20 protein-coding genes are annotated in these 22,686 nt (G+C 69.2%); 8 read left to right on the top strand and 12 right to left on the bottom strand.

The features are described 5' to 3' along the window. Window positions 1-120 precede the first annotated feature (120 nt). Window positions 121-414 carry a hypothetical protein gene (locus EVS83_RS12915; protein ID WP_133501454.1) on the bottom strand — a complete coding sequence of 98 codons (294 nt, stop codon included), beginning with the start codon at window positions 412-414 and terminating at the stop codon, window positions 121-123. A 268-nt stretch (window positions 415-682) separates the two neighbouring features. Here EVS83_RS12915 and EVS83_RS12910 point away from each other — a divergent pair, with 268 nt between their 5' ends. The 3 genes from EVS83_RS12910 (at window position 683) to EVS83_RS12900 (ending at window position 3,511) form a co-directional block, all read left to right on the top strand. After that, window positions 683-862 carry a hypothetical protein gene (locus EVS83_RS12910; RefSeq protein WP_133501453.1) on the top strand — a complete coding sequence of 60 codons (180 nt, stop codon included), beginning with the start codon at window positions 683-685 and terminating at the stop codon, window positions 860-862. Between the two features lie 110 nt (window positions 863-972). Beyond that, window positions 973-2,907, top strand: a complete 1,935-nt coding sequence (locus EVS83_RS12905) for a S9 family peptidase (protein WP_133501452.1) — start codon at window positions 973-975, stop codon at window positions 2,905-2,907. A 67-nt stretch (window positions 2,908-2,974) separates the two neighbouring features. Continuing rightward, the gene (locus EVS83_RS12900; protein ID WP_133501451.1) at window positions 2,975-3,511 is read left to right on the top strand and encodes a PA2171 family ribosome-binding persister protein; all 537 of its coding nucleotides are present in this window, start codon (window positions 2,975-2,977) and stop codon (window positions 3,509-3,511) included. Window positions 3,512-3,572: 61 nt separating this feature from the next. Here the strand turns inward: EVS83_RS12900 and EVS83_RS12895 are convergent, their stop codons facing one another. Both EVS83_RS12895 and EVS83_RS12890 read right to left on the bottom strand, forming a co-directional pair. Further along, window positions 3,573-4,271: a response regulator gene (locus EVS83_RS12895; protein ID WP_133501450.1), complete on the bottom strand. Its 699-nt coding sequence runs from the start codon at window positions 4,269-4,271 to the stop codon at window positions 3,573-3,575. Further along, on the bottom strand, window positions 4,268-5,695 hold the full coding sequence (locus EVS83_RS12890) for a sensor histidine kinase (RefSeq protein ID WP_166636904.1): 1,428 nt from the start codon (window positions 5,693-5,695) through the stop codon (window positions 4,268-4,270). The genes EVS83_RS12895 and EVS83_RS12890 overlap by 4 nt, the downstream gene beginning before the upstream one ends. 167 nt (window positions 5,696-5,862) lie before the next feature. On the opposite strand from EVS83_RS12890, the gene EVS83_RS12885 reads away from it, so the two are divergent. Next, window positions 5,863-7,755 (top strand): potassium transporter Kup, encoded by a 1,893-nt coding sequence (locus tag EVS83_RS12885; RefSeq protein WP_133501448.1) that lies wholly within the window; start codon window positions 5,863-5,865, stop codon window positions 7,753-7,755. Window positions 7,756-7,758: 3 nt separating this feature from the next. Here EVS83_RS12885 and mnmG read toward each other — a convergent pair whose 3' ends face one another. Then, window positions 7,759-9,651 carry a tRNA uridine-5-carboxymethylaminomethyl(34) synthesis enzyme MnmG gene (gene mnmG, locus EVS83_RS12880; RefSeq protein ID WP_133501447.1) on the bottom strand — a complete coding sequence of 631 codons (1,893 nt, stop codon included), beginning with the start codon at window positions 9,649-9,651 and terminating at the stop codon, window positions 7,759-7,761. 541 nt (window positions 9,652-10,192) lie between these two features. After that, the gene (locus EVS83_RS12875) at window positions 10,193-10,789 is read right to left on the bottom strand and encodes a hypothetical protein (RefSeq protein WP_133501446.1); all 597 of its coding nucleotides are present in this window, start codon (window positions 10,787-10,789) and stop codon (window positions 10,193-10,195) included. 203 nt (window positions 10,790-10,992) lie between these two features. Between EVS83_RS12875 and EVS83_RS12870 the strand changes: the two genes are divergently transcribed. The 3 genes from EVS83_RS12870 to EVS83_RS12860 all read left to right on the top strand — a co-directional run bounded on the left by EVS83_RS12870 (window position 10,993) and on the right by EVS83_RS12860 (window position 14,483). Continuing rightward, the gene (locus EVS83_RS12870) at window positions 10,993-11,940 is read left to right on the top strand and encodes a DMT family transporter (RefSeq protein WP_166636903.1); all 948 of its coding nucleotides are present in this window, start codon (window positions 10,993-10,995) and stop codon (window positions 11,938-11,940) included. 66 nt (window positions 11,941-12,006) lie between these two features. Further along, a complete protein-coding gene (locus EVS83_RS12865) occupies window positions 12,007-12,951 on the top strand; it encodes a pyridoxal-phosphate dependent enzyme (protein ID WP_133501445.1) in 945 nt (314 codons plus the stop codon). After that, complete coding sequence (locus EVS83_RS12860) at window positions 12,948-14,483, top strand: ArnT family glycosyltransferase (RefSeq protein ID WP_133501444.1); 1,536 nt, start codon at window positions 12,948-12,950, stop codon at window positions 14,481-14,483. Before EVS83_RS12865 ends, EVS83_RS12860 begins: the two co-directional genes overlap by 4 nt. On the opposite strand, the gene EVS83_RS12855 is transcribed toward EVS83_RS12860, so the two are convergent. The 6 genes from EVS83_RS12855 to bioB are packed head-to-tail and all read right to left on the bottom strand — an operon-like array spanning window position 14,443 to window position 19,779. After that, the gene (locus EVS83_RS12855) at window positions 14,443-15,396 is read right to left on the bottom strand and encodes a multidrug resistance efflux transporter family protein (RefSeq protein ID WP_133501443.1); all 954 of its coding nucleotides are present in this window, start codon (window positions 15,394-15,396) and stop codon (window positions 14,443-14,445) included. The two genes, EVS83_RS12860 and EVS83_RS12855, sit on opposite strands and share 41 nt — an antisense overlap. Then, window positions 15,393-16,307: a malonyl-ACP O-methyltransferase BioC gene (bioC, locus tag EVS83_RS12850; RefSeq protein ID WP_133501442.1), complete on the bottom strand. Its 915-nt coding sequence runs from the start codon at window positions 16,305-16,307 to the stop codon at window positions 15,393-15,395. The genes EVS83_RS12855 and bioC overlap by 4 nt, the downstream gene beginning before the upstream one ends. Window positions 16,308-16,340: 33 nt before the next feature. Next, entirely contained in the window at window positions 16,341-17,117 is a 777-nt protein-coding gene (gene bioH, locus EVS83_RS12845) for a pimeloyl-ACP methyl ester esterase BioH (protein WP_133501441.1), read from the bottom strand. A 1-nt stretch (window position 17,118) separates the two neighbouring features. After that, window positions 17,119-17,514: an ACT domain-containing protein gene (locus EVS83_RS12840; RefSeq protein WP_133501440.1), complete on the bottom strand. Its 396-nt coding sequence runs from the start codon at window positions 17,512-17,514 to the stop codon at window positions 17,119-17,121. Continuing rightward, window positions 17,511-18,779, bottom strand: a complete 1,269-nt coding sequence (gene bioF / locus EVS83_RS12835) for an 8-amino-7-oxononanoate synthase (RefSeq protein WP_133501439.1) — start codon at window positions 18,777-18,779, stop codon at window positions 17,511-17,513. The genes EVS83_RS12840 and bioF overlap by 4 nt, the downstream gene beginning before the upstream one ends. Then, the gene (gene bioB / locus EVS83_RS12830) at window positions 18,700-19,779 is read right to left on the bottom strand and encodes a biotin synthase BioB (RefSeq protein ID WP_425456104.1); all 1,080 of its coding nucleotides are present in this window, start codon (window positions 19,777-19,779) and stop codon (window positions 18,700-18,702) included. Before bioB ends, bioF begins: the two co-directional genes overlap by 80 nt. 49 nt (window positions 19,780-19,828) lie before the next feature. Between bioB and EVS83_RS12825 the strand changes: the two genes are divergently transcribed. Next, entirely contained in the window at window positions 19,829-20,584 is a 756-nt protein-coding gene (locus EVS83_RS12825) for a double zinc ribbon domain-containing protein (protein WP_133501438.1), read from the top strand. A gap of 250 nt (window positions 20,585-20,834) precedes the next feature. Here EVS83_RS12825 and EVS83_RS12820 read toward each other — a convergent pair. Then, the coding region (locus EVS83_RS12820; protein WP_133501437.1) for an autotransporter domain-containing protein at window positions 20,835-22,686 on the bottom strand (1,852 nt) is incomplete at its 5' end.

The following is a 22,686-nucleotide window of genomic DNA, read 5'->3' as shown; positions in this document are numbered from 1 at the left end:
GCCGCTGCGCATGACCGCGCGAATTGCACGCCGACGAATGGCGTCGCATGTGTTTTGACGTGCATTCGTGATTGGCATGTTCGTGGTGACTCGACATTTCCATCGTCGGCATCAACGACGTCATTGCTCAAAACCATCGCATCGTTTCATCGGGCGAGTTCGCGCAAGCGGCAATGAGCAGCTCAACGACGGCGTGTCTGCTCGCACCTGCATTGTTCTTATCAATGGTCTGGAGCTGGAAGCCGAACGCTTCTCGCGCACGTAAGACCCGCTCGCGCACGCACTGCGGACATTGCTGGCGGCCGAGCTCATCGACAACGCGTCGTGGGATGCCTGATGGATCTCGCCGATCGCTTTCTGCAGTACGAACTCCTCACCGGTTTCGGCAATGCGCCTACCAACCAACAGCGCCATGAAGCGCACGTACCTACATGGTTGTCGAGCGAGTTGCATATCGGTACGCAGGTTCGTCACTAACGCGACGTCGACGTCGGTTAACTCTTCAGTGCCGTTTAGACACATGACGCAACACCGACTTCGAATCGACATGGCTGTAACCGCCAGTCGGGTGTACTGCACCCACGCAAACGACGGGAACAGATCAGACAGCGCCGAGGGCGGCGCCACGAGAGATGAAGGGCCGGCATCAGCCGGCCCGCTTTCCCCCACAGGAGAAGACGAGATGAGCCAGAACAATCAGAACAACAACACCGAGCGTCGCGAAGGCCAGAACAACCAGAACGAGCAGCGCCGCGAAGGCCAGGGCCAGCAGAACAACAACGAGCGTCGCGAAGGCAGCTCGCAGCAGAACGACCAGCGCCGCGAAGGTGGTTCGCAGCAGAACCGCGATCAGCGTCGCTGAGGATGACGAAGACGGCCGCGCATGCGGCCGTCACGTCGAGAGGCGCCCCTGGCCGCTGCCGGGGCGCCTTTTTATTTGTTTGAATTCGCCACGGGAACCGCGTCTCGCCCATGCAAGCTGTCACCACGGACGACATCTACCGACATCGCCATCTCCAGGATCTCAGCGCATCGCCGCATCACACGCATGTGGTCGTCGTGATGTCGCGTGCGAATCGCGATTCCGACAGCTACCGCTCCACCGCATGGCAGTTCGACACGGCGCCTGACGCGCCACGCGGTGCGCGCCGGCTGACCTCGCCCGATTTCAACGCACGTTCGATCCAGGTGGCGCCGGATGGACAGCGCGTCGCGTTCATCAGCCAACGCGACCCGAAGGCGGGGCCGCAGGCGCAGATGATCCGCCTCGACGGCGGCGAAGCCGAAGCGATCACGAATACGAAGGACCCGATCTCGAGCCTGATCGCGTGGTCCGCCGACGGCACGAAGCTTCTCGCGCTGCAGTCGGTGAAGTGGAAGGAAGACGAACGCGACGATCCGAAGGCGAAGAATCGCCCCATCGTCGTGCGTTACCTGCCCTACAAGCTGGATGGGTCGGGTACCAAGACCGGCGAGCGCACTCGACTGGTGTCGATCGATGCCAGGAGTGGCGACATCACGCCGCTGGTCGAAGGCGACTTCGATGTCAGCGATGCGATCTGGTCGCCCGACGGTTCGCGCCTCGCGTTCTCGCGCAAGCGCGACGGTGCGCAGCGTCACCAGGCGGATCTTTGGCTCGCGGATGCGGATGGAACGAACGCGCATCGCGTCACCACCGACCTGTATTCGGTCAGCGGCATCCGTTTTTCGCCGGACGGCCGCCGGCTCGCATTCGGCGCCGGCCGTATCGAAGGCGATTCGCTCGTCCAGCTCTACGTTTACGACATCGAGTCCGGCCGCTGCACCAGCCCCAAGGGCGACGATCTCGAACTCGAAGGCGCGACGGTGATCTGGCATCGCGACGGCGACCGCATCGCGACGATCGCATCGCGGCGCGGGCTGTTCGAGATCGCGGTGCTGCACGTGGACAGCGGCGAGGTCACGACACTCGCGCACCGGCTTCGCCATGTCACCGCATTGGCGGCGAGCGGGGATGGGCTGGTGTTCGTCGCGGCGTCGGTGCGTCGCCTCGACGAGGTCCATCGCATCGACTGGGACGGCGCCAACGAACGTCGCCTCACCGCATTCAATCGCAAGTGGTTCGGCGAACGGCTGCGTCCGCGCGTGAGCAAGCGTCGCTTCGAAGTGCCCGATGCCAAGGGCGGCACCGAGACGATCGAGGCCTTCGTGCTGTTGCCGCCGAAGGGCGACGGGCCGTTTCCCGCACTCGTCGATTTCCACGGCGGCCCCCAGAGCATCGCGCTGCTCGATTTCGCCAGCCACGTGTACTGGTATCCGCTGATCGCGAAGGGCTATGCGGTGATCGCGCCGAACCCGGTGGGCTCGGGCAGCTACGGCGGTGAGTTCGCACGACGCCTGATCGGCCACTGGGGCGAGTACGACCTGCCGCAGGTCGAGGCCGTGCTCGAGCAGCTGCGCCGCCAGGGCGTCATCGGCAAGTCCATCGGCTGCTACGGCAAGTCGTACGGCGGCTACCTGTCGGCGTGGTCCGCGGCGATGAGCGAGATGTTCGAGGCCGCCGTGGTCAGCGCGCCGGTCGCCAACCTGCAATCGCATGGCGGCACGTCGGACACCGGCTACTACGTCACCCCTTATGCGATGGGGGCCGACCTGCACGAGTGTTCCAAGCGCTACGCGCGACTGTCGCCCGTGGAACACGCGGCCAAGGTCGATACGGCGACGCTGCTGCTCAACGGACAGGATGACCAGCGTTGTCCGGTCGGCCAGTGCGAGGAGCTGTTCGCCAACCTGATTCGCGCAGGGCATCGCGAGTGCATGATGGTGGTCTATCCCGGCGGCTCGCATTCATTGTCCGGCAGCGGCACGCCGTCACACCGCGTCGACTATCACGAGCGCGTCGTGAACTGGATCGTCGACAACGTCTGACGCCGGCCTCACGTGGCCGCTGGCATCGTGCATGTCCTTCCTCCTGCACCGCCAAACAGGTACCTGCATGAACGCGATCGAATTGCTCAAGGCCGACCACGAGAAGGTGCGTGGCCTGTTGTCGAAGCTCGCCGACACCACCAAGCGCGCCGAGAAGACGCGCACGGAACTGCTCGAGCAGATCCGCCTCGAACTCGACGTGCATACGCAGATCGAGGAAGAGATTTTCTATCCGGCGTTCAAGGATGCGGTCGGTGAGTCCAAGGACGAAGCCACCGTGTTCGAAGCGCTGGAAGAGCACCGCGCCGCCGGTGAACTCGTACTGCCCGACCTGCTCGCCACCGACGTCACCAGCGACCGCTTCAGCGGCCGCGCGAAGGTGCTGAAGGAGCTGGTCGAACATCACGCCAAGGAAGAAGAAGACGAGATGTTCAAGACCGCGCGTCAGGTACTGTCGAAGGAGCAGCTCGACGAGCTGGGCCAGCAGATGGCGCAGCGCAAGCAGGAGCTGCTGGAGATGGGGGCCGAGCAGATCGAGCTGCTGAAGAAGCAGCGCGGCCAGGTCGGTTCCGAGCAGTCGCCGCCGCGCGCGTCGCTGCAGTAATCCCGTCTCGTGTCGTACTCGACGCCCGCCAATCGGCGGGCGTCGTCGTTTGCGCGGTCGGTCAGTTGCGCACGAGGAAGCGCAGGCCGACGCCCGGTTCCGTCGCGATCCAGCGCGGATGCGCCGCGTCGTCGCCGAGCTTCTGCCGCAGCTTGCCGACAAGAATGCGCAGGTAGTGCGTGTCGCCCTGGTGGGTCGGCCCCCAGACTTCGCGCAGCAGCTGCGGTTGCGTGACCACGCGCCCCGCATGGCGAACCAAGAGTGTGAGCAGCGCGTACTCCTTGCGCGTGAGCGACAGCGCGACGCCGCCGCGCAGCACCTCGCGACGCACCGGATCGATGCGCAGTTCGCCGTCGTCGTACACCGCGGGCTCGTCGTCGGCCGTGGCCTGCATTCGGCGCAGCGCGCGCAGCCGCGCCATCAGTTCGCGGATGCCGAAAGGTTTGGTGACGTAGTCGTTCGCGCCGGCGTCGAGCAACTTCACCTTCTCGTCCTCGTCGCCGCGCGCGGTCAGCACGAGCACCGGCACGCTCGACCACTGCCGCAGGTCGCGCAGCACCTCGACGCCATCGCGATCGGGCAGCCCGAGGTCGAGGATGACGACGTCCGCGCCATCCGTCGCGAGTTGCGCGAGGCCGTCGTCCGCCGTCGCCGCCGCGAGCACGACATAACCCTGCGCGCGCAGCGAGATGTCGAGGAACCGGCGGATCTGCGGTTCGTCGTCGATCACGAGGGTGCGCGCGGGCACGGTCTCACTCATGGCGCGCCCACCGGCAACGTGATGCGCACGCAGGTACCGCCGCCCGGTGCGTCCTCGATCGCGATGTGTCCGCCGTGCGCGAGCACGATCGCGCGCGCGATCGCGAGCCCCAGGCCGGTGCCGGACGGGCCGCGATCGACGCGCTCGACGCGATGGAACATCTCGAACACGCGCTCGCGTTCGGCTGCGGGAATGCCGCGTCCACGGTCGCAGACGGTGATGTCGAACGTGGCGTCGATGTGTGCGATGGCGACGTCCACCACCGAAGCGTCGCCGCCGAACTTCAACGCGTTATCGATGACGTTGTGCAGCGCCTGCTCGATGAGCGCGCCCTGCACGAACGCGGGTGGCAGGCCGGGCGCGGCCTGCACATCGACATTCGCCTGCGGCCGGTGCTGCTGCACGCGCGCAATGGCCGCGCCGACGAGTTCGTCGACGCCGAACCAGTCGCGCACGGGCTCGAGGCCGGAGCCGAGCCGCGTCATGTCGAGCAGGTTCTGGATGTAGCGATCGAGCCGCAGGCCTTCCTCGCGCACGGTGGCGAGCAACGCGCTGCGATCGGCGGCGGGCATGGTGTCGCCCCAGGCGTCGAGGCTGTCGGCGGCGCCGATGATCGACGCCAGCGGCGTACGCAGGTCATGCGAGACCGACGCGAGCAACCCGCTGCGCAGCCGCTCGGTTTCGGTGGCGACGCGTTGCGCTTCGACTTCGGCGACGAGCCGCGTGCGCAGCAGCGCCTGCGCGACGTCGTCGGCCATCGCACGTGCGACTTCGCGTTCGCCCGCATCGAGTCGCGACGGGCTGTCCGGCAGCTTGAGCCCCAGCACGCCGAGCACGCGATCGGGCGCGCCCAGCGGAAGGAACCACCAGCCGTGCTCTTCGACCGTCTCGGTCTGCGCGCCACGCAGCACCTGTCGCGAGTCGTCGCCGAGCCGCAACCAGACGTCGGCATCGAGCGCTTCGCGAAAGGCAGCAGCCGCAGCGCGCACGACGGCGGGTCCGTCCGCGGCCATCGCAAGTTGCTGGCCGAGCGCCTGTCGCGCCGCGCTGTGGCGTTGTGCGTCGCCCAGCGCATCGACCTGTTCGGCGAGCTGCGAGGCGAGCCGTCCTGCGAGCAACGCCGCAGCAAGGAAGGCAAATACGGTTGCGACGCCGTGGCGCGCGCCGATGTACAGCGTGTAGCGCGGCTCGATGAAGAAGAAGTTGTAGGCGACGAAGCAGAGCACGGCGGTCAGCAGTGCCGGCCCCGCATGCGTGCGTGCCGCGACGACGAGCACCGCGAGCATGAACACCAGCGAGAGGTCGGCGACGCCCAGCCAGCGCTGCAGCAGCTGCGCGAGGAGGATGGCGGCCAACGTGCCGGCGGCCGCGAGCGCGTACGCAGCGATCGGTCGATGCGGGCGGGCGATCGGTGGCGCGTTCACGTCCGGCGGCCTCGGGAGTTGCGCCATTGTCGCCGCAGCTTGCGCGCGATGACGCGCTTCGCGACGAATTTATGCGGAATTTACGCGTCGCGGGCGTTCGGTGCCTTCCGCCTTTACGCGCCCCGGATCGAGACTGCGCACCGTCTTTCCGGAACGACGACGCGCGCATGCAAGCCGCCATCGCTTCTTCCCATGCGCCGCAGCAGCGCATGGGCACGCTCGTGCTCGGCGCACTCGGCGTCGTGTTCGGCGACATCGGCACCAGTCCGCTGTACACGCTGAAGGAAGCCTTCCTGCCGCATTACGGCCTGACGCCCGACGTGCCCACCGTGCTCGGCCTGCTGTCGCTGGTGTTCTGGACGCTGATGGTCGTGATCACCGCGAAGTACGTCGGCGTGATCATGCGCGTCGACAACGATGGCGAGGGCGGCATCATGGCGCTGTCGGCTCTGGCCGAACGCACCCTCAAGGGCACGCGTGGCATCTACGTCGTCGGCCTGCTCGGCGTGTTCGGTGCGGCGCTGTTCTTCGGCGACGGTGTGCTCACCCCCGCGATCTCGGTGCTGTCGGCTGTCGAAGGCCTCGAGGTCGCGGCGCCGGGCCTGGCGCACTGGGTGTTGCCGATCACGATCACGGTGCTGCTCGTGCTGTTCGCGACGCAACGCTTCGGCACCGACGCCGTCGGCAAGGCGTTCGGCCCTGTGCTGGTGCTGTGGTTCATCGCGCTCGCGGCGATCGGCGCACGCGGCATCGCCATGCATCCGCAGGTGCTCGCCGCGCTGAACCCGATGTGGGCACTGCGCTTCTTCTCGATGCACGGCCCGCATGGCTTCTTCATCCTCGGCGCCGTGGTGCTCGCCGTCACCGGCGGCGAGGCGCTGTATGCCGACATGGGTCATTTCGGACGCCGGCCGATCCAGCGCGCGTGGCTGGTCGTCGTGCTGCCCGCGCTCGCGCTCAACTACCTCGGCCAGGGCGCGCTCGTGCTCGCGCACCCGTCGGCGGTGGACAACCCGTTCTATCTCGGCGTGCCGGCGTGGGCGCTGTACCCGATGATCGGGCTGTCGACGGTCGCGACGGTCATCGCGTCGCAGGCCGTCATCAGCGGTGCGTATTCGGCGACGCGCCAGGCCGTGCTGCTGGGCTACCTGCCGCGCATGACCATCCGCCAGACCTCGCGCGACGCGTTCGGCCAGATCTACGTGCCGGCGATCAACTGGCTGCTGATGCTCGGCACGATCGCGACGGTGGTCGGCTTCGGCAGTTCGACCGCGCTCGCGACCGCGTACGGCGTGTCGGTGACGGGCACGATGCTCATCACCAGCGTGCTGCTCATCGTCACCACGCGCCACCGCGCGCTGCTGCCGAAGCCGCTGTACTGGCCGATGGTCGCGCTGTTCGTGGGCGTGGACGTCGCGTTCCTCGGTGCCAACCTCGCCAAGTTCTTCGACGGCGCATGGTTCCCGCTGCTGCTCGGCGTGGTCGTGTTCGCAGTGCTGCGCACGTGGCGTCGCGGCCGCCAGCTGCTGCAGGCCGAGGTGCTGAAGGATGGAATCGCGGTCGACGAGTTCGTGCCGCAGCTGATGCTCTCGCCGCCGCTGCGCGTGCCGGGCCCCGCGGTATTCCTGACGTCGCAAACCGCCGTCGTGCCGACCGCGCTGCTGCACAACCTCAAGCACAACCGCGTGCTGCACGAGCGCAACGTGCTGCTCAACGTGGAGACGCGTCCGGTGCCCACGGTGCCGCCGGCGCAACGCCTCGCGATCCGCTGCATCGGCGACAGCTTCTATCGGGCGACGCTGCGCTTCGGCTTCATGGAGACGCCCGACGTGCCGCTCGCATTGATGCGCGCGGTCGACTACGGCGACGTCTGCTTCGATCCGATGGAGACGACCTACTTCGCGAGTCGCGAAACGGTCGTCGCGCGCCGACACCACGGCATGCCGATCTGGCGCGACCGCATCTTCGCCTTCATGCATCGCAACGCGACGGCGGCGAGCAACTTCTTCCGGATCCCGAGCAACCGACTCGTGGAGATGGGCGCGCCGGTCGAGATCTGAGCGTCAGGCGACGACGCGGTTTCGCGTGTTGCGCACGAGGTGCACGAGCAGAAGCGAGATCGCGGCGGGCGTCGTCCCCGGAATGCGCTGCGCCTGCCCGATGGTCTGCGGGCGCACGCGTTCGAGCTTCTGCCGCACTTCGGCCGACAGCCCGCGCACGCTCGCGTAATCGAACGCGTCCGGAATCGACGTCTCCTCATGCCGACGCGCGCGTTCGATCTCCTCGCGCTGGCGATCCAGGTAGCCGGAATACTTGGCGTCGATTTCGACCTGCTCGGCCACCGTCGCGTCGTCGACGGCCGGGCCGAGCGATGGCACGCGCGTCAGCGTCGCGTAGTCCATCTCGGGACGACGCAGCAGATCGAGCGCGTTCGTCTCGCGGCTGACCTCGAGGCCGAGCGTCGCCGCGATCTCGCCGCCGAGCGCGTTGTTCGGCGCGGCCCACATCGCACGCAGGCGGGCGGTTTCGCGTTCGATCGCCTCGCGCTTGGTGGAGAACCACAGCCAGCGCTCGTCGTCGACGAGACCGAGATCGCGGCCGACCGGCGTCAGTCGCAGGTCCGCGTTGTCCTCGCGCAGCTGCAGGCGGTACTCGGCGCGTGAGGTGAACATGCGGTACGGCTCGGACGTGCCGTGCGTCGTGAGGTCGTCGACGAGCACGCCGAGGTAAGCCTCGTCGCGACGCGGGCTCCAGCCCGCTTCGCCGCGCACGAAACGCGCCGCGTTGACGCCCGCGAGAAGGCCCTGCGCCGCGGCTTCCTCGTAACCGGTCGTGCCATTGATCTGGCCGGCGAAGAACAGGCCGTCGATGGATTTGGTTTCGAGTGTCGTCTTCAGGCCGCGCGGATCGAAGAAGTCGTATTCGATGGCGTAGCCGGCGCGCGTGATGTGCGCGTTCTCGAAACCGCGGATCGAACGCACGAGATCGAGCTGCACGTCGAACGGCAGCGAGGTCGAGATGCCGTTCGGGTAGATCTCGGCGACATCGAGCCCTTCGGGTTCGACGAAGATCTGGTGCGACGCCTTCTCGGCGAACCGCACGACCTTGTCCTCGATCGACGGGCAATAGCGCGGGCCGATGCCTTCGATCTGGCCGGTGTAGAGCGGCGAGCGGTCGAGCGCGCCGCGGATGATCTCGTGCGTGCGCTCGGAGGTGTGCGTGATCCAGCAGGACACCTGTGCCGGATGGTCGAGGGTGCTGCCCATGAACGACATCACCGGGCGCGGATCGTCGCCGGGCTGCTCGTCCATCACCGCGTAGTCGAGCGTGCGGCCGTCGATGCGCGGCGGCGTGCCGGTCTTCAGGCGATCGACCGCGAACGGACCTTCGCGCAGCTTCGCGGCGAGCGTGGTCGCCGGCGGATCGCCCGCGCGGCCGGCGGCGTACGTCGTCGCGCCGATGTGCACCTTGCCCGCGAGGAAGGTGCCGGCGGTGAGCACGACGGCGGGCGCGAAGAAGCGCAGGCCGGTCTGCGTGAGGACGGACGACACGCGGCCGTTGTCGAAACCGATGTCGTCGACCGCGGCCTGGAAGATGGTGAGGTTCGGTTGCGACTCGACCGCGCGGCGGATGTAGGCGCGATAGAGCGAACGATCGGCCTGACAGCGCGTCGCGCGCACCGCCGGGCCCTTGCTCGCGTTGAGGCGACGCCACTGGATGCCGGCGGCGTCGGCCGCACGCGCCATCACCCCGCCGAGCGCGTCGATCTCCTTGACCAGGTGGCCCTTGCCGATGCCGCCGATCGCGGGATTGCAGCTCATCGCGCCGACCGTCTCGATCGAATGCGTGAGCAGCAGCGTGCGCGCGCCGGTGCGGGCGGACGCGAGCGCGGCCTCGGTGCCGGCGTGGCCGCCGCCGACCACGATCACGTCGAACCGGTAGAAGGAGTCGCTCATCGGGGTGCCTCGAAATGCCAGCGCATTGTCGCGCAGCCGGCGCGGGCGCATTCCTGAACAGGGGCGGTCGCGAACGTCAGCGCCTGACCGCCGCGGCCGGGCATGGCCGCTCTGCGTCACCTTCGTGCCGGGTCACCTGAACGGATTTGCGGCCGGAACGTGACCACAGTTGGATTCCGGCCATACGGCCGCTTCCACGCGCCCATGGCACGCTTCGTGCACTGCATTCGTTTGCACCCAGCGGGGCAGGCGCTTGCGTCGGCCAGCATTGGAACAGGGGCTGGCCACAGCGCCCGCGGGGAAGCACGAAGGGCCGGATGTCGGGGGACGTCCGGCCCTTCACCTTTTCAGGGGCTTCGCCTTGCACCCGGGATCCGGGTGCCGGCCCCGGCGAGGGGCGGAACAGGGGGGATCCGAAGATCCTCGCCGGGGTCCGACATGGCGGAAACGACGCGCCCGTCCGCATGCGCGGACGGTGCCGACCTAGCTTGAGGCCCGATCGGCGGCATCGCAAGCCGCCGCCGTCACGTTTCGCGGTTCCTCAGCGAGGATCGTTTCCGGCCGCGCTTTCGCGACGCGCGCGACGGATCACATCGCCCGGCGCGCTACCGCCGCGATCATCCCCGCCCATGCGCGGACCGAACGTTCCCGGGCTCGGGCGCGTGACCTCGGGCATCGACGGACGCGGCGCGACCTGCACCATGCCGCCGCCGTTATCGATGGCGCGGCGCCGACGCACGATCTCGTCGGGATTACGCCACGGGCCGCCGTCGGGGCGGTTGTCCGGACGCGGGTCGCCGCCGTAGCCGTTGCCGCCGCGCGGGTCGCCGTGGTGACCGTCGTGGGGCTGGTAGCGCGGGTAGGCGTAGCGATACGGCGAGCCGTAATACGGGTAGCCGTAGGACGGATAGCCGCCACCGTAGTAGCCGCCCCACACCGAGAAACCCGGACGGTACGGGCCGTAGTAGTACGAACCGTAGCCGTAGTACGGCCAGGCGTCCTGGTAGCGGTATTCGACGTACGGCGAGCCGTAGTAGTAGTCGCCATGGCCGTCGGCGCGATAGCCGTAGGGCGGCGAGGTGACGCAGCCGGCGAGCAGCGCGGTCGCGGCGAGGGGAATCAGAAGTCTGCGGATCATGGCGGAACACCCCTGTGTTATCCGATGCAGCTTCGGCCGGTCGGATTGAACTACCGCTTAACTTTTTCGACCGTCGACACACACCGGCTGAGCGGTTCAGCGATGGCGCCACCAGAGTTCGTCGTACGCAGCGGTGCACGTGCGGCGTTGCCGGTCGACGCCGCGCCTGCGAGCATCGCACGCCCTCGCTGCGGACGCCGTCCATGTCGACCCTGCACCGCGCCTCCGGGCGCACGCGCCTCGGACTCGTGCTGAGCCTGGTGACCGCACTGTGCTGGGCGACGCTGCCCGTCGCGCTCAAGGTCACGCTTCAGGCGCTCGACCCGCTCACGCTCACCTGGTTCCGCTTCCTCGTCGCCGCCGTGCTCGTCGGCGGATGGCTGGCTGCACGCGGCCGGCTGCGCGGCTTCGGCGCGCTCGGCCGTCGCGGCGGCGCGCTGCTGGCGATCGCCGCGGTGACGCTCGTCGGCAACTATGTCTTCTACCTGCTCGGCGTCGGCCGGACGTCGCCGGGCAACGCGCAGCTGATCATCCAGCTCGCGCCGCTGCTGATGGCGGTCGGCGGCATCCTCGTGTTCGGCGAGCGCTTCCGCGCCGCGCAGTGGTTCGGCATGGCGCTGCTCGTCGCCGGCCTCGGCCTGTTCTTCCGCGACCAGCTCGTGCACGTCGACGCCACGCCCGGCCACGGCGACGCGCGCACGTACCTCGTCGGCTCGCTGCTGGTCGTGCTCGCTGCCGTGGTGTGGGCGGTCTACGCGCTCGCGCAGAAGCAGTTGCTGGTGAAGCTTGGTTCGATGCAGATCCTCGCGGTGATCTACGTGATCGCGACGCTGCTGCTGTGGCCGTTCGCGCATCCGACGCACCTGGCGCACCTCAGCGGGCTGCAGTGGCTCCTGCTCGGCTACTGCGCGCTCAACACGGTGGTGGCCTACGGCGCGTTCGCCGAGGCGCTCGCTCACTGGGAGGCGTCGCGCGTGTCGGCCGTGCTCGCGACCACGCCGCTGATGTGCCTGGGCGTGGTCGCGCTGGTGCACGGGCTGTGGCCGGCGACGCTCGCGCCGGAGCCGATGTCGGCGGTGGGCTGGATCGGCGCCCTGCTCGTGGTGGCCGGCTCGGCCGCGGTGAGCCTGCTGGGCCGGCGCCGCAAATGACGGCGCGGTAATCCCGGTGCGCGCGCGGAGCCACTACCCTAGTGCGTTTCCGCCGCCGGTCTCCGCATGACCCACCCCGGTTTCGACGACGTCCTCGCCGCCGCCGCGCGCATCGCGCCGCATGCGCACGTCACCCCCGTGCTGACCTCGCGCACGATCGACGAGCTCGCCGGCGGTCGCCTCTACTTCAAGGCCGAGCACCTGCAGCGCATCGGCGCGTTCAAGTTCCGCGGCGCGTGCAATGCGGTGTGGGCACTGAGCGACGACGAGGCGCGACGCGGCGTCGTCACCCATTCCTCCGGCAACCACGGTGCGGCGCTGGCGCTCGCGGCCAAGAGCCGCGGCATCGCCTGCCACGTCGTGGTGCCCGAAGGTGCGGTGCCCGGCAAGCTCGCCGCGATCGCCGCGTACGGCGCGGTGCTGCATCGCTGCGCGCCGACCATCGACGCGCGCGAAGCGATGTGTTCGCAGCTGCAGCAGTCGCTCGGCGCGCGCCTCGTGCATCCCTACACCGATCCGCTGGTGATCGCGGGACAGGGCACCGCCGCACTCGAGCTGCTGGCCGCGCAACCGCTGGATGCCATCGTCGTGCCGGTCGGCGGCGGCGGGCTCGCATCGGGCACGGCGGTCGCCATCGCCGGTGCTTCGCCGTCGACGCCGCTCTATCTCGCCGAACCCGCGGGCGCCGCCGAAACCGCGGCATCGCTCCAACGCGGCGAGCGCGTCACCGCATTCACGCCCGACACGGTCTGCGACGGCCTGCGCGGCACGCTCGGCGCCATCAATTTCGAGATGCTGCGTGCGCAGGGCGCGAAGGCATTGGTGGTCGATGACGCCGCCACGCTCGCCGCCATGCGACTGGTGTGGACGCGCATGAAGCAGTTGATCGAGCCGTCGTCGGCCGTCGCGCTCGCCGCGGTGCTGGCGAATCGCGATCTCTTCGAAGGCCGACGCGTCGGCATCATCCTGTCCGGCGGCAACGCCGATCTGGCCGCACTGGTGAACGCATGAGCACGACGATCCCATCGCGCCCGTGGTGGCGCCATCCCGCGTTCTGGGTCGCGGTGTTCGCGCTCGTCACCACGTTCGCGTTCCTCGGCCTGCGCGGCATCTGGGATCCGGACGAGGGGCGCTACACCAACGTCGCACTCAACATGGTCGACAGCGGCGACTGGCTGATTCCGCGCCGCAGCTACGAAGTCGAGCACTGGACCAAGCCACCGCTCACGTACTGGGCGATCGCCGCGAGCATCAGCGCGCTCGGGTCGTCCGCGCTCGCGGCACGCCTGCCGTCGGCGTTCGCGCACCTGCTGTGCGTGCTCCTGGTCGGACGCATGGCACGACGGCTCGCGCCGGGCAACGGTGTGCGCGCATCGCTCGTCTACGCGGCGATGCTGTTCCCGTTCGGTGCCGCGCAGATGATCACGACGGATTACCTGCTGGCGTCGATGGAAGCGCTCGCGTTGTGGGGCTACGTCGAAGCGCGCTTCGGCAGCGCGCGACCTCGCGCATGGCTCGTGGTGATGTGGGTCGGGTTCGCACTCGCGTTCCTGACGAAGGGTCCGCCCGGCCTGCTGCCGTTGCTGCCCGTCGTGCTGTTCGAGCTGCTCACCCGCGATCGCGAACGCCCGACGCTGTTCCAGCCGCTCGGCCTGCTCGCGTTCGTCGCGATCGCCGCGCCCTGGTACATCGCGGTGACGCAGAAGACGCCCGGCCTGATGGGCTACTTCCTCGGCTCGGAAGTCGTCGGCCGCATCGCGACCGACGAGTTCAAGCGCCATGGCGAGTGGTACGGCTGGATCGCCATCTACGCGCCGACGCTGCTGATCGGCACGCTGCCGTGGTCGCGCACGCTGTGGCGCTGGATCCGCGGGCTGCCCGCACGCGTGCGGGCGTGGCGCGGCGATCGCGCGCTGCGCATCGCGCAGTCGCCGTGGTTGCTGGTCGCGTTGTGGGTGCTGGTGCCGCTCGCGGTGTTCTGCATCTCGCGCTCGCGACTGCCGCTCTACATCCTGCCGCTGTGGGTGCCGATCGCACTCGCGATCACGCTGCAGTCGGCGCACGACGGCCGCGCGCTTCCGCGCTGGCCGGCGATGATGGCGTGGGCGGCGGTCATGCTCGCGCTCGAGGTCGCCGCCGCGCACTACCCGACGCACAAGGACGCCCGCGAGTGGGCGCGCGCGATTCGTGACCGCACGAACGAGCCGATCGAGGAGGTCCTGTTCGTCGAGGACATGGCGCGCTACGGCGTGCATCTGCACACCGGCCCGCACGTGCAGATCGAGAAGCTGTCGATCGAGCGCGTGACCAACGACGCCCGCTTCAATCCCGAATACGACGAATCGCTGGACGGCGAGCTCGCCGAGCACGAACCCGAGCAGCTCTGGATCTGCAAGCAGGAGGATTCGGCCAAGGTGTTCGCGCACGTGCGCGCCGCCGGTTACGAGCCGGTGGTGCTCGGCACGCCGTACCAGGGCCGCGTGTTCTTCCGCACCGTCGCAGCTATGCGTCCGCCGGCGGCCGCAACGCCACCAGCACGCTGAACAACACGATCGCCGCGATCACCACGATCGCGCCGATCGCGGCGATGCCGTGCGGCCACGGCTCGCCGAGCCACATCGCGCCGATCGCTTCGGCGAACAGGATCTCGGCGGCCTGCATCGCTTCGGCCGCGCCGAGCGCGACGGGATCGCGACGCACCAGTCCCGTCGCGCTGAAGAACAGCACGGTGGCGATGACGCCCGCACCAAGCGCGACGCCGCCGGTCAGCATCACCTGCCGCAGCGGCGGCGCGCCTGCCGTCGCACCGGCGTAGATCACGACCGGCAGCCATAACGGCAGGCTCGCGAGCGTCATGCCGAACACGCGCTGGATGGCATCGAGTTCGACACCACGACGCTCCAGATGCAGCAGCAACCCGCGGTTGCCGAGCGGATACGCGAACGCGGCGAACGCGACGCACAGGAACGCGATCCACGCTTCACGATGCAGCGCGCCGTGCGCCTGCGACCACTGCATCATCGCGACGCCCGCCACCGCGATCACGCCGCAACCCAGCGCGGACATCGGCACGCGACGCCGCGCATCGCGATACAGCAGCGGCGCACACAACATGCCGGCGATCACCGTGAGCTGGAACGTGCCTGCGACGAGCCACGCCGGCCCGCTCGACGCCGCGTACGCGAGCCCGATGTAGAACGCGACGAATCCGATCCCGCTCCAGAGAAACCACGGCCCGGGACGCGCGCGCATTTCGTGCCACAGCGACGTCCATCGCCCGCGCATCAACGGCAGCATCAGCGGCACCGTCCACAGATAGCGCAGCGACGCCGTCCACGCCCAGTGTGCACCGTCGACCGCCGCCGCGCGATTGAGCACGTAGGTCGACGTGAAGAAGAACGCCGACAGCAGCGCGAGACCGACGGCGCCGATCGCGGTGCGCGCGTCGGTTCTCACAAACGGCGCCGGATCGGAATACCGGAGGCCGGCACGCGCACTTCCTCCATGCCGCCGATGCGGATCGGTGCACCGGGCGCGGGACCCCACGCCTGTGCGTAGACGACTTCCCACGTCACCGGCAGGCCGTCCGCACCGCGCATCGCTTCGTAGGCCTGCGCCGAGCGTGCGAAACGCGCGCGACCCGTGAGTGCGCGACGACGGTCGTGCATCGCGTTGGTCGCGCCGAGCGTGCGCAGCTCACGCATGATCGTGGGCAGGTCAGGTTGCGCCAGACGGAATACGTCGCGGTCCAGCACCGGATCGCGGAAACCGGCACGCAGGAGCGCATCGCCGAACTGCGCGATGTCGACGAACGGGCTGACGTGCGGCGCCTCGTCGGCGGTGGCGAAGGCCTCGCGCAACTCCATGAGCGTTTGCTGTGCGAAGGTCGAAACGAGCAGCAGGCCGTCCGGCTTCAGTACGCGACGGAAGCCGGCGAACACGCCCGGCAGATCCTCGATCCACTGCAGGCAGAGGTTGGAGAACAGCACGTCGACGCTACCCTCGCGCAGCGGCAACTCGGTCGCATCCGCGCGCGCGATCTGCGGCTTGCGCGAGAAATCGAACAGCCCACGCTTCGCGCCGAGCCGACGCTGTGCTTCGTGCGCCATGCCGGGCGCGAGATCGACGCCGATCACCTGCGCCTTCGGCCAGCGTTGCTGCAGCAGAGCGGTGCCATGACCGGTGCCGCAGCCGACGTCGAGCACCACCTGCGGCGTGCGCGAGCCCAGCGACGAATCCTCGTAGTGCGAGAGCGATTCGGCGAGGCGCTCGCCAACCTCGCGCTGCAGTGCGGCCGCTTCGTCGTAGTGTGTCGCTGCGCGCGAGAACGCGCGGCCGACCTGGCGGTGGTCGAAGACGTCGTTCATCGCCTGCATCCGGAGTGCAACGCGTTGCGCATGTCAGCCGCGCTCCGCGAACAGGGGTGACGCGAATGCGTCGATCGCCTCCGCGACCTCGTCGGCCGCACCGAGGAACGGCGCATGGCCGGCGTCGCGGATGACGAGGCTGGTGGCATTCGGTGCGAGTTGCGCGGCCGCGGGCATCGCGCCCGCGGGCACGAGACGATCGCGTCGGCCGGAGATCCACAGGCTCGGCACGCGCAGATGCTGCAGCTCGTCGCGTGCGTCGAATTCGTCGAGCAGTTCAAGACCGCGCAGCAAGGCGACGGGCGCCGGCTCGCCGCGTTCGAACGCGTGCGCACGCAGGTCGCGCAGTTCGGCCTGCGCACTGGTCGAGCCCAACGCTTCGAGCGCGAGGAAGCCGTCGAGCGTGCCGCGGAAGTCCTGCGACAGTGCCTCACCGAAGTCGCGGAACAGCGTCGGCTTCACGCCGTGCGGCCAGTCTTCGCCGGTCACGAAGCGCGGCGACGATGCCAGCAGGACGAGGCCGCGCACGCGATCCGGATGCTCGAGCGCATTGCGCAGTGCGAACTGTCCGCCAAGCGACCAGCCGAGCCACACCGCATCGGGCACGGCGTCGACGAGCAGCGACGACAGCACGTGCGGATCGAGCGGGATGTCGCTGTCACGCGCATGGCCGTGACCCGGCAGGTCGACGAGGTGCAGCGTGTAGCGATCGCGCAGACGCTCGGCCAACGGCTTGAACAGGCCGCCGTGCATGGCCCAGCCGTGGATGAGCGCGAGGGACGGCCCCTCGCCGTGTGTTTCGATGTGCATGTCAGGCGGATCGCAGGCTGCGGATGGCGGCGATCGCGTCGTCGCGACGCGCGGCCGGTACCAGGATGTGGTCGTGGAAATGGCCGGCGATGATGTTGCAGGCGATGCCGCGTTCGGCGAGCACGCCGGACACCGCGGCGGTGAGACCGACCGCGTTCAACGCCGAATGCACCTTGAGCGTGAGCCAGGCCGCGACAAAGCCCGGCGGCTCGCCGCGGGCGCGCGCGTAGTCCTCGGTGACGACGTAGGTGATGCCTTCGGCTTCGTTGATGCGCGCGGCAGCGACGGCGTCCGCATCCGGATCCGGCGTCGCGCGCGTGATGAGGACGTACGCGCCGGCGCGCAACTGCACGTCGAGGTTCGCGAGGATGTGCGGAAGATGCGTTTCGCCGGTCATGCCGATAGGGGTGTGACGCCCGCGGCGTCGCGCGCGCGGGCAAGGGCATCGACGAGCGCGTCGACTTCGGATTCGGTGTGCAGCGCGGTGAGCGTGACGCGCAAACGCGCACGGCCTTCCGGCACGGTCGGCGGACGGATCGCGGAAACCCAGAAGCCGGCATCTTCGAGCACCTGCGACATGCGCAGGGCGATGCGGTCGTCGAACGCCATCACCGCCTGGATCGGCGTGGTCGACGGCAGGACGTCGAGGCCATGCTCGTTGGCGCCGTCGCGGAACCGTTGGATGAGCGCGTGCAGCGTCGCGCGTCGATCGTTCGCCGTGCGCGCGATGCGTACCGCCGCGATCGACGCAGCGGCGAGCGCAGGCGGCAACGCGGTCGAATACACATGGCCGCGCGCGGTTTCGGCGAGATGCCCGACGAGATCCGCTTCACCAGCGACAAGTGCGCCATAGGTGCCGAGCGCCTTGCCGAGCGTCGCGAGCTGCAGCGGCACGTCCTGCGTCGACAGGCCGGCGTCGGCCACGCTGCCGCGACCGTCCGGACCGAGCACACCGACGCCGTGCGCATCGTCGACGTAGAGCAGTGGATCGTGGGTTCGCGCGAGCGTGGCGAGTTCCCGCAGCGGCGCGACGTCGCCGTCCATGCTGAAGACGCCGTCGGTTGCGATCAGCGCGAGGCCGTCGCCTTCATGCGTCGCGAGTTGGCGTGCCGCGCCGTCGGCATCGCCGTGCGGATAGCGACGCAGCGTCGCGCCGCTGAGCTTCGCCGCGTCGATCAGCGAGGCGTGGTTGAGCCGATCCTGCACGCAGGTGTCGCCGCCCTGCAGCAGCGCCTGCAGCACGGCCAGGTTCGCGGTGAAGCCGCTGCCGAACAGCAGCGCGGCGGGCGCCTGCAACCAGTCGGCCACTTCGCGTTCGAGCGTTGCGTGCAGCGCGTGGTGGCCACAGACTAGTGCGGACGCGGTGCTGCCGACGCCTTCCACGCAGCCGTCGCGCAGCGCCGCGATGACCTGCGCATGCTGCGACAGCCCGAGGTAGTCGTTGCTGCAGAAGTTCAGCAGTTCGCGGCCGTCGACTTCGCAGCGCATGCCCTCGCGCCAGGTGACGGTGCGGCGGACGCGACGGCGTGCCGCGATGTCACGAGCGGCTCTCGAGTCGGCGATGCGCTGCGGCCAGCGCACCTCAGGCCGCGCAGCCGCAGCCGGTGCCGCAGCCCATCGACGACGCGCCGAATGCAGGCTCGGAATCGACGATGTCCGCATGCACCGTGTTCGGCGCCTCGACCACGTTCATCGGACGCAGGCCGAGGCGCGCAAACAGCGCCATGTCGCGTTCGGTGTCGGGGTTGCCGGTGGTGAGCAGCTTCTCGCCGTAGAAGATCGAGTTCGCACCGGCGGCGAAGCACAGCGCCTGCAGTTCGTCGCTCATCGATTCGCGCCCGGCGGACAGGCGCACCATCGAGCGCGGCATCATGATCCGGGCGACGGCGATCATGCGCACGAACTCGAACGGATCGAGTTGCGCGGTGCCCGCAAGCGGCGTGCCTTCGACCTGCACGAGGCGGTTGATCGGCACCGAATCGGGATGCGCCGGTAGATTCGCCAGCGCCTGCAGCAGGCCGGCGCGCTGCTCGCGCGTCTCGCCCATGCCGACGATGCCGCCGCAGCAGGTCTTCATGCCGGCGTCGCGCACGTGCGACAGCGTGTCGAGACGATCCTGGTATTCGCGCGTGTGGATGATCTCGCCGTAGAACTCCGGCGCGGTGTCGAGGTTGTGGTTGTAGTAGTCCAGGCCCGCGTCGCGCAGCGCCTTGGCCTGCGTGTCGCTGAGCATGCCGAGCGTCGCGCAGGTTTCGAGGCCGAGCGCCTTCACCTCGCGGATCATCGCGGCGACCTTCGGGATGTCCCGGTCGGCCGGCGAACGCCACGCCGCGCCCATGCAGAAGCGCGAGGCGCCGGCGGCCTTGGCCTGCTTCGCCTTGTCGAGCACGGCGTCGGTCGACATGAGCTTCGTCGCGTTGACGCCGGTGTGGTAGCGCTGCGCCTGCGGGCAGTAGGCGCAATCCTCCGGGCAGCCGCCGGTCTTGACCGACAGCAGCGTCGAGACCTGCACCTCGGCGGGGTCGAAGTGCTGGCGGTGCACGGTGCCGGCGCGGTGCAGCAGCTCGGTCAGCGGCAGCCCGAACAGGGCGAGGATCTCGTCGCGGGACCAGTCGTGGCGCAGGCCGGTGGGCACGGCGCGCAGTTCACTGACAGCTTCCATAGGAGTTTTCCGACAGCCGCGGCGGGGTGGGCCCGGCAGTCTGGAAACCATGAACACCGCTGTCAACCTGACGACCCCGATCCCGGTTGACGGGCTCCGCGCCCGCCTCGGCTTCTGGCTGCGCAACGATGCGACCCGCCTGCTGTGGCCGACCCGCTGCCTCGCCTGCGAGGACCCGGGCCTCGATGGCATGGACCTCTGCTTCGCCTGCGAAGCCGCCCTGCCCGAGCTCGAGGTCGCCTGCCCCGGCTGCGCATTGCCGGTGCCCGAGGCCGGCGCGGTCTGCGGCAGCTGCCTGACGGCACGGCCGGGTGCGCTGAGCGAGATCCACGCCGCCTTCCTCTATGCCGCACCGCTGGATCGCCTGATCCCGCGCCTGAAGTTCGCCGGCGATCTCGCGGCCGGCCGACTGATCGCGCAGCTGATGGCCGAACGCCTGCGCCGTGCGCCGCAGCCGCAGGCGCTGATCCCGGTCCCGCTGCATCGCGCCCGCCTGCGCCAGCGCGGTTTCGACCAGGCGCTGGAGATCACCCGTCCGCTCGGCACGGCGCTCGGCCTGCCGGTGCTCGACCACGCACTGATTCGCCACCGGGCGACGCAAGAGCAGTCGCGCCTGTCGGCAGTGGCCCGCCGACGCAACCTCAAGGACGCGTTCCAGGCCTGGCCCAAGCTGCCGTTGCCCGAACACGTCGCGGTCGTCGACGACGTCATGACCACCGGCGCGACGCTGCGCGCGGCCGCGGCGGCACTGAAGAAGGCGGGCGTGAAGCGGGTCGACGCGTGGGTCGCGGCGCGGGTGCCGTGACGTTACCCATCCCGCGGTCGTGAGCGACGCGTCGAGTTCGTTCTCTGGCGCGCGGCTCAGGATCGGCGCTCGCAGTCGCGTCTCGCGTGCAACGCGGCGCCATCGCTTGCGTTGCGCAACACGACGTCACGCAAGCATGGGAGCGAGCGAGTAGCGCCGACCGCAACATCCCGTCGCGTGAAAAACAAAGCGCCGGCATTACGCCGGCGCTTTGCTTACTCCATTGCGGCCACGAAGGCCGCGCATCCGGTCAGTACGACTTGTGGATGTACAGCTGCAGGCCGTTGTCGCGATCGCCCGACGCGCCGAACACGCCGCTGTAGTCGAGGCGGATCGAGAAGTCGTCGCGCAGGATCCACGTCGCACCCGCGCCCAGCATGTAACGCGTGCGGTCGAAGCCGGCGACGCGCGTCGTGTACAACGCGCCTGCCGGTAGATCCGCGTAACGCACGGACGTCTCGCCATCACCCTGGAAGTCGCGCTGGACTTCCACGCGGAACTCCGGCGCGAACGCACCCCAGCTCGTCGCGCGATGCGTGCCGAAGCGCGTGCCGAGGTTGCCCGTGGTGGTATCGACGGACTGCGTGCCGTAGGCGAGTGCGTACAACGCATCGCCGTGCTCGGTGTACGCGTCGAGCGTGGCGCGGCTGACATCGGCGCGCGCATACGGCGTGATCTGCCAAGCGTTGCGAGTCAGGTCGGCACCGGTCGACAGCGAACCGAACCATTGCGTGCCGTCATGTGCGCCCGACACCGTTGCGCCATTCGTGGTGACGTAGCGACGCAGGTCGAACGACAGGCGCTGGTAGCCGAGCACGCCGTCGAGGAAGAACATCGCGCCGGGGTGGTAGCTCGCGTACGCAGCGATCGCATACGAGCGGCTCGTGGTCCGCGTGTCGTGACTTCCGATATCGGTGGCGTCACGCCCGTAGCCGAGGCCGGCACCGAACGCGAATGCATCGTCGAGTCGGTAGTCGGCGCCGAAGCTCACGCCGTCGGTTTCGAAGTCCGAACCGGTCGAGCCGCCGCGCGCACCCGTGCTGCCCGAGCGCAGACCGCCGCCGATCCACAGGCCGACGCCCGATGACGTATCACGCGCCGCCGCGGCTGGCGCGTCGACGTCGCCACCGCCCGCGTCCGCAGCACCGATGCCCTTTCGCTCTATGCGCGCAGTGCCGCACGCGTCGTCGGCATGCGGGTTGTCGCTGCAGTGCGTGCTGTCGGCGAAGGTCAAGGCGTTCTGCAGGCCGCCGCTGCGACCACCGCCATGCAGGCTTTCGAGGCGCGTCTGGAAATTGCGGATCTGCGCGTCGGCGAAGCGTTGCGTCGCCTGCGCCTGCGCGTCGAGCAGGCCGCGCACTTCCGCATCACGCGACGGATCCGGGCGCGGCGCGACGGTGAACGCGTAGGCCTGCGTCGCGGTGAAGCCGAGCGCGTCGGTCGCAGTGACGGTGAAGCTGAAGGCGCCATCGGCGGTCGGCGTGCCGGACAACGTGCCGTTCGATGCGAGCGTGAGGCCGGCCGGCAACGTGCCCGTCGTGACGGTGAAGCGATACGGACCGGTGCCCCCGCTGGCGCTGAGCGTCTGCGTGTACGCGGTGTTGGCCACGGCGGCCGGCAATGTCGTCGGCGTGATCGCGATCACCGGGGCCGACATCGCGAGCGTGTAGCTCGTCGTCACCGACGCCGGCGTGCCGGTGGTGCTGTCCGTCGCGCGGATGGCGAAGGTGAAACTGCCTGCCGCGGTCGGCGTGCCGGTGAGTGCGCCGGTGTTCGCGTCGAGCGCGAGGCCGGTCGGCAGCGTGCCACTTGCCACGGCGTAGCGGTACGGCGCGATGCCGCCGCTCGCGGCGAACGTCTGCGTGTACGCGACGCCCGCGGTACCTGCGGCGACCGTCGTGGGGCTCAACGTGAGCGTCGGCGCGGCGACGGTCAGCACGTAGTGCGCGGTCACGCGGCCGGGCGTGCCCGCCGTGCTGTCGCTCACCGTGACGTCGATGGCGAACGTGCCGGACTGCGTCGGCGTGCCGGCCAGCGTGCGCGTTGCGGCGTCGAACGTGATGCCCGTCGGCAGCGCGCCGGTGAGGCTCGCGGTGTACGGC

Source organism: Cognatilysobacter terrigena (assembly GCF_004361065.1).
Taxonomy (GTDB): domain Bacteria; phylum Pseudomonadota; class Gammaproteobacteria; order Xanthomonadales; family Xanthomonadaceae; genus Cognatilysobacter; species Cognatilysobacter terrigena.
Note: the sequence above shows the minus strand (reverse complement) of the source record. Positions and strands in the feature narration are given on the sequence as shown.

What these genes read in the sequence shown, in the direction of transcription:
- EVS83_RS12865 (WP_133501445.1), top strand. Translation starts at nt 12,007, where the DNA reads ATGACCCACCCCGGTTTCGACGACGTCCTCGCCGCCGCCGCGCGCATC.
- bioF (WP_133501439.1), bottom strand. Translation starts at nt 18,779, where the DNA reads ATGCGGACATCGTCGATTCCGAGCCTGCATTCGGCGCGTCGTCGATGG.
- EVS83_RS12900 (WP_133501451.1), top strand. Translation starts at nt 2,975, where the DNA reads ATGAACGCGATCGAATTGCTCAAGGCCGACCACGAGAAGGTGCGTGGC.
- EVS83_RS12840 (WP_133501440.1), bottom strand. Translation starts at nt 17,514, where the DNA reads ATGACCGGCGAAACGCATCTTCCGCACATCCTCGCGAACCTCGACGTG.
- bioB (WP_425456104.1), bottom strand. Translation starts at nt 19,779, where the DNA reads ATGGAAGCTGTCAGTGAACTGCGCGCCGTGCCCACCGGCCTGCGCCAC.
- EVS83_RS12875 (WP_133501446.1), bottom strand. Translation starts at nt 10,789, where the DNA reads ATGATCCGCAGACTTCTGATTCCCCTCGCCGCGACCGCGCTGCTCGCC.
- EVS83_RS12910 (WP_133501453.1), top strand. Translation starts at nt 683, where the DNA reads ATGAGCCAGAACAATCAGAACAACAACACCGAGCGTCGCGAAGGCCAG.
- EVS83_RS12860 (WP_133501444.1), top strand. Translation starts at nt 12,948, where the DNA reads ATGAGCACGACGATCCCATCGCGCCCGTGGTGGCGCCATCCCGCGTTC.
- EVS83_RS12885 (WP_133501448.1), top strand. Translation starts at nt 5,863, where the DNA reads ATGCAAGCCGCCATCGCTTCTTCCCATGCGCCGCAGCAGCGCATGGGC.
- EVS83_RS12895 (WP_133501450.1), bottom strand. Translation starts at nt 4,271, where the DNA reads ATGAGTGAGACCGTGCCCGCGCGCACCCTCGTGATCGACGACGAACCG.
- mnmG (WP_133501447.1), bottom strand. Translation starts at nt 9,651, where the DNA reads ATGAGCGACTCCTTCTACCGGTTCGACGTGATCGTGGTCGGCGGCGGC.
- EVS83_RS12825 (WP_133501438.1), top strand. Translation starts at nt 19,829, where the DNA reads ATGAACACCGCTGTCAACCTGACGACCCCGATCCCGGTTGACGGGCTC.
- bioC (WP_133501442.1), bottom strand. Translation starts at nt 16,307, where the DNA reads ATGAACGACGTCTTCGACCACCGCCAGGTCGGCCGCGCGTTCTCGCGC.
- EVS83_RS12870 (WP_166636903.1), top strand. Translation starts at nt 10,993, where the DNA reads ATGTCGACCCTGCACCGCGCCTCCGGGCGCACGCGCCTCGGACTCGTG.
- EVS83_RS12905 (WP_133501452.1), top strand. Translation starts at nt 973, where the DNA reads ATGCAAGCTGTCACCACGGACGACATCTACCGACATCGCCATCTCCAG.
- EVS83_RS12915 (WP_133501454.1), bottom strand. Translation starts at nt 414, where the DNA reads ATGGCGCTGTTGGTTGGTAGGCGCATTGCCGAAACCGGTGAGGAGTTC.
- bioH (WP_133501441.1), bottom strand. Translation starts at nt 17,117, where the DNA reads ATGCACATCGAAACACACGGCGAGGGGCCGTCCCTCGCGCTCATCCAC.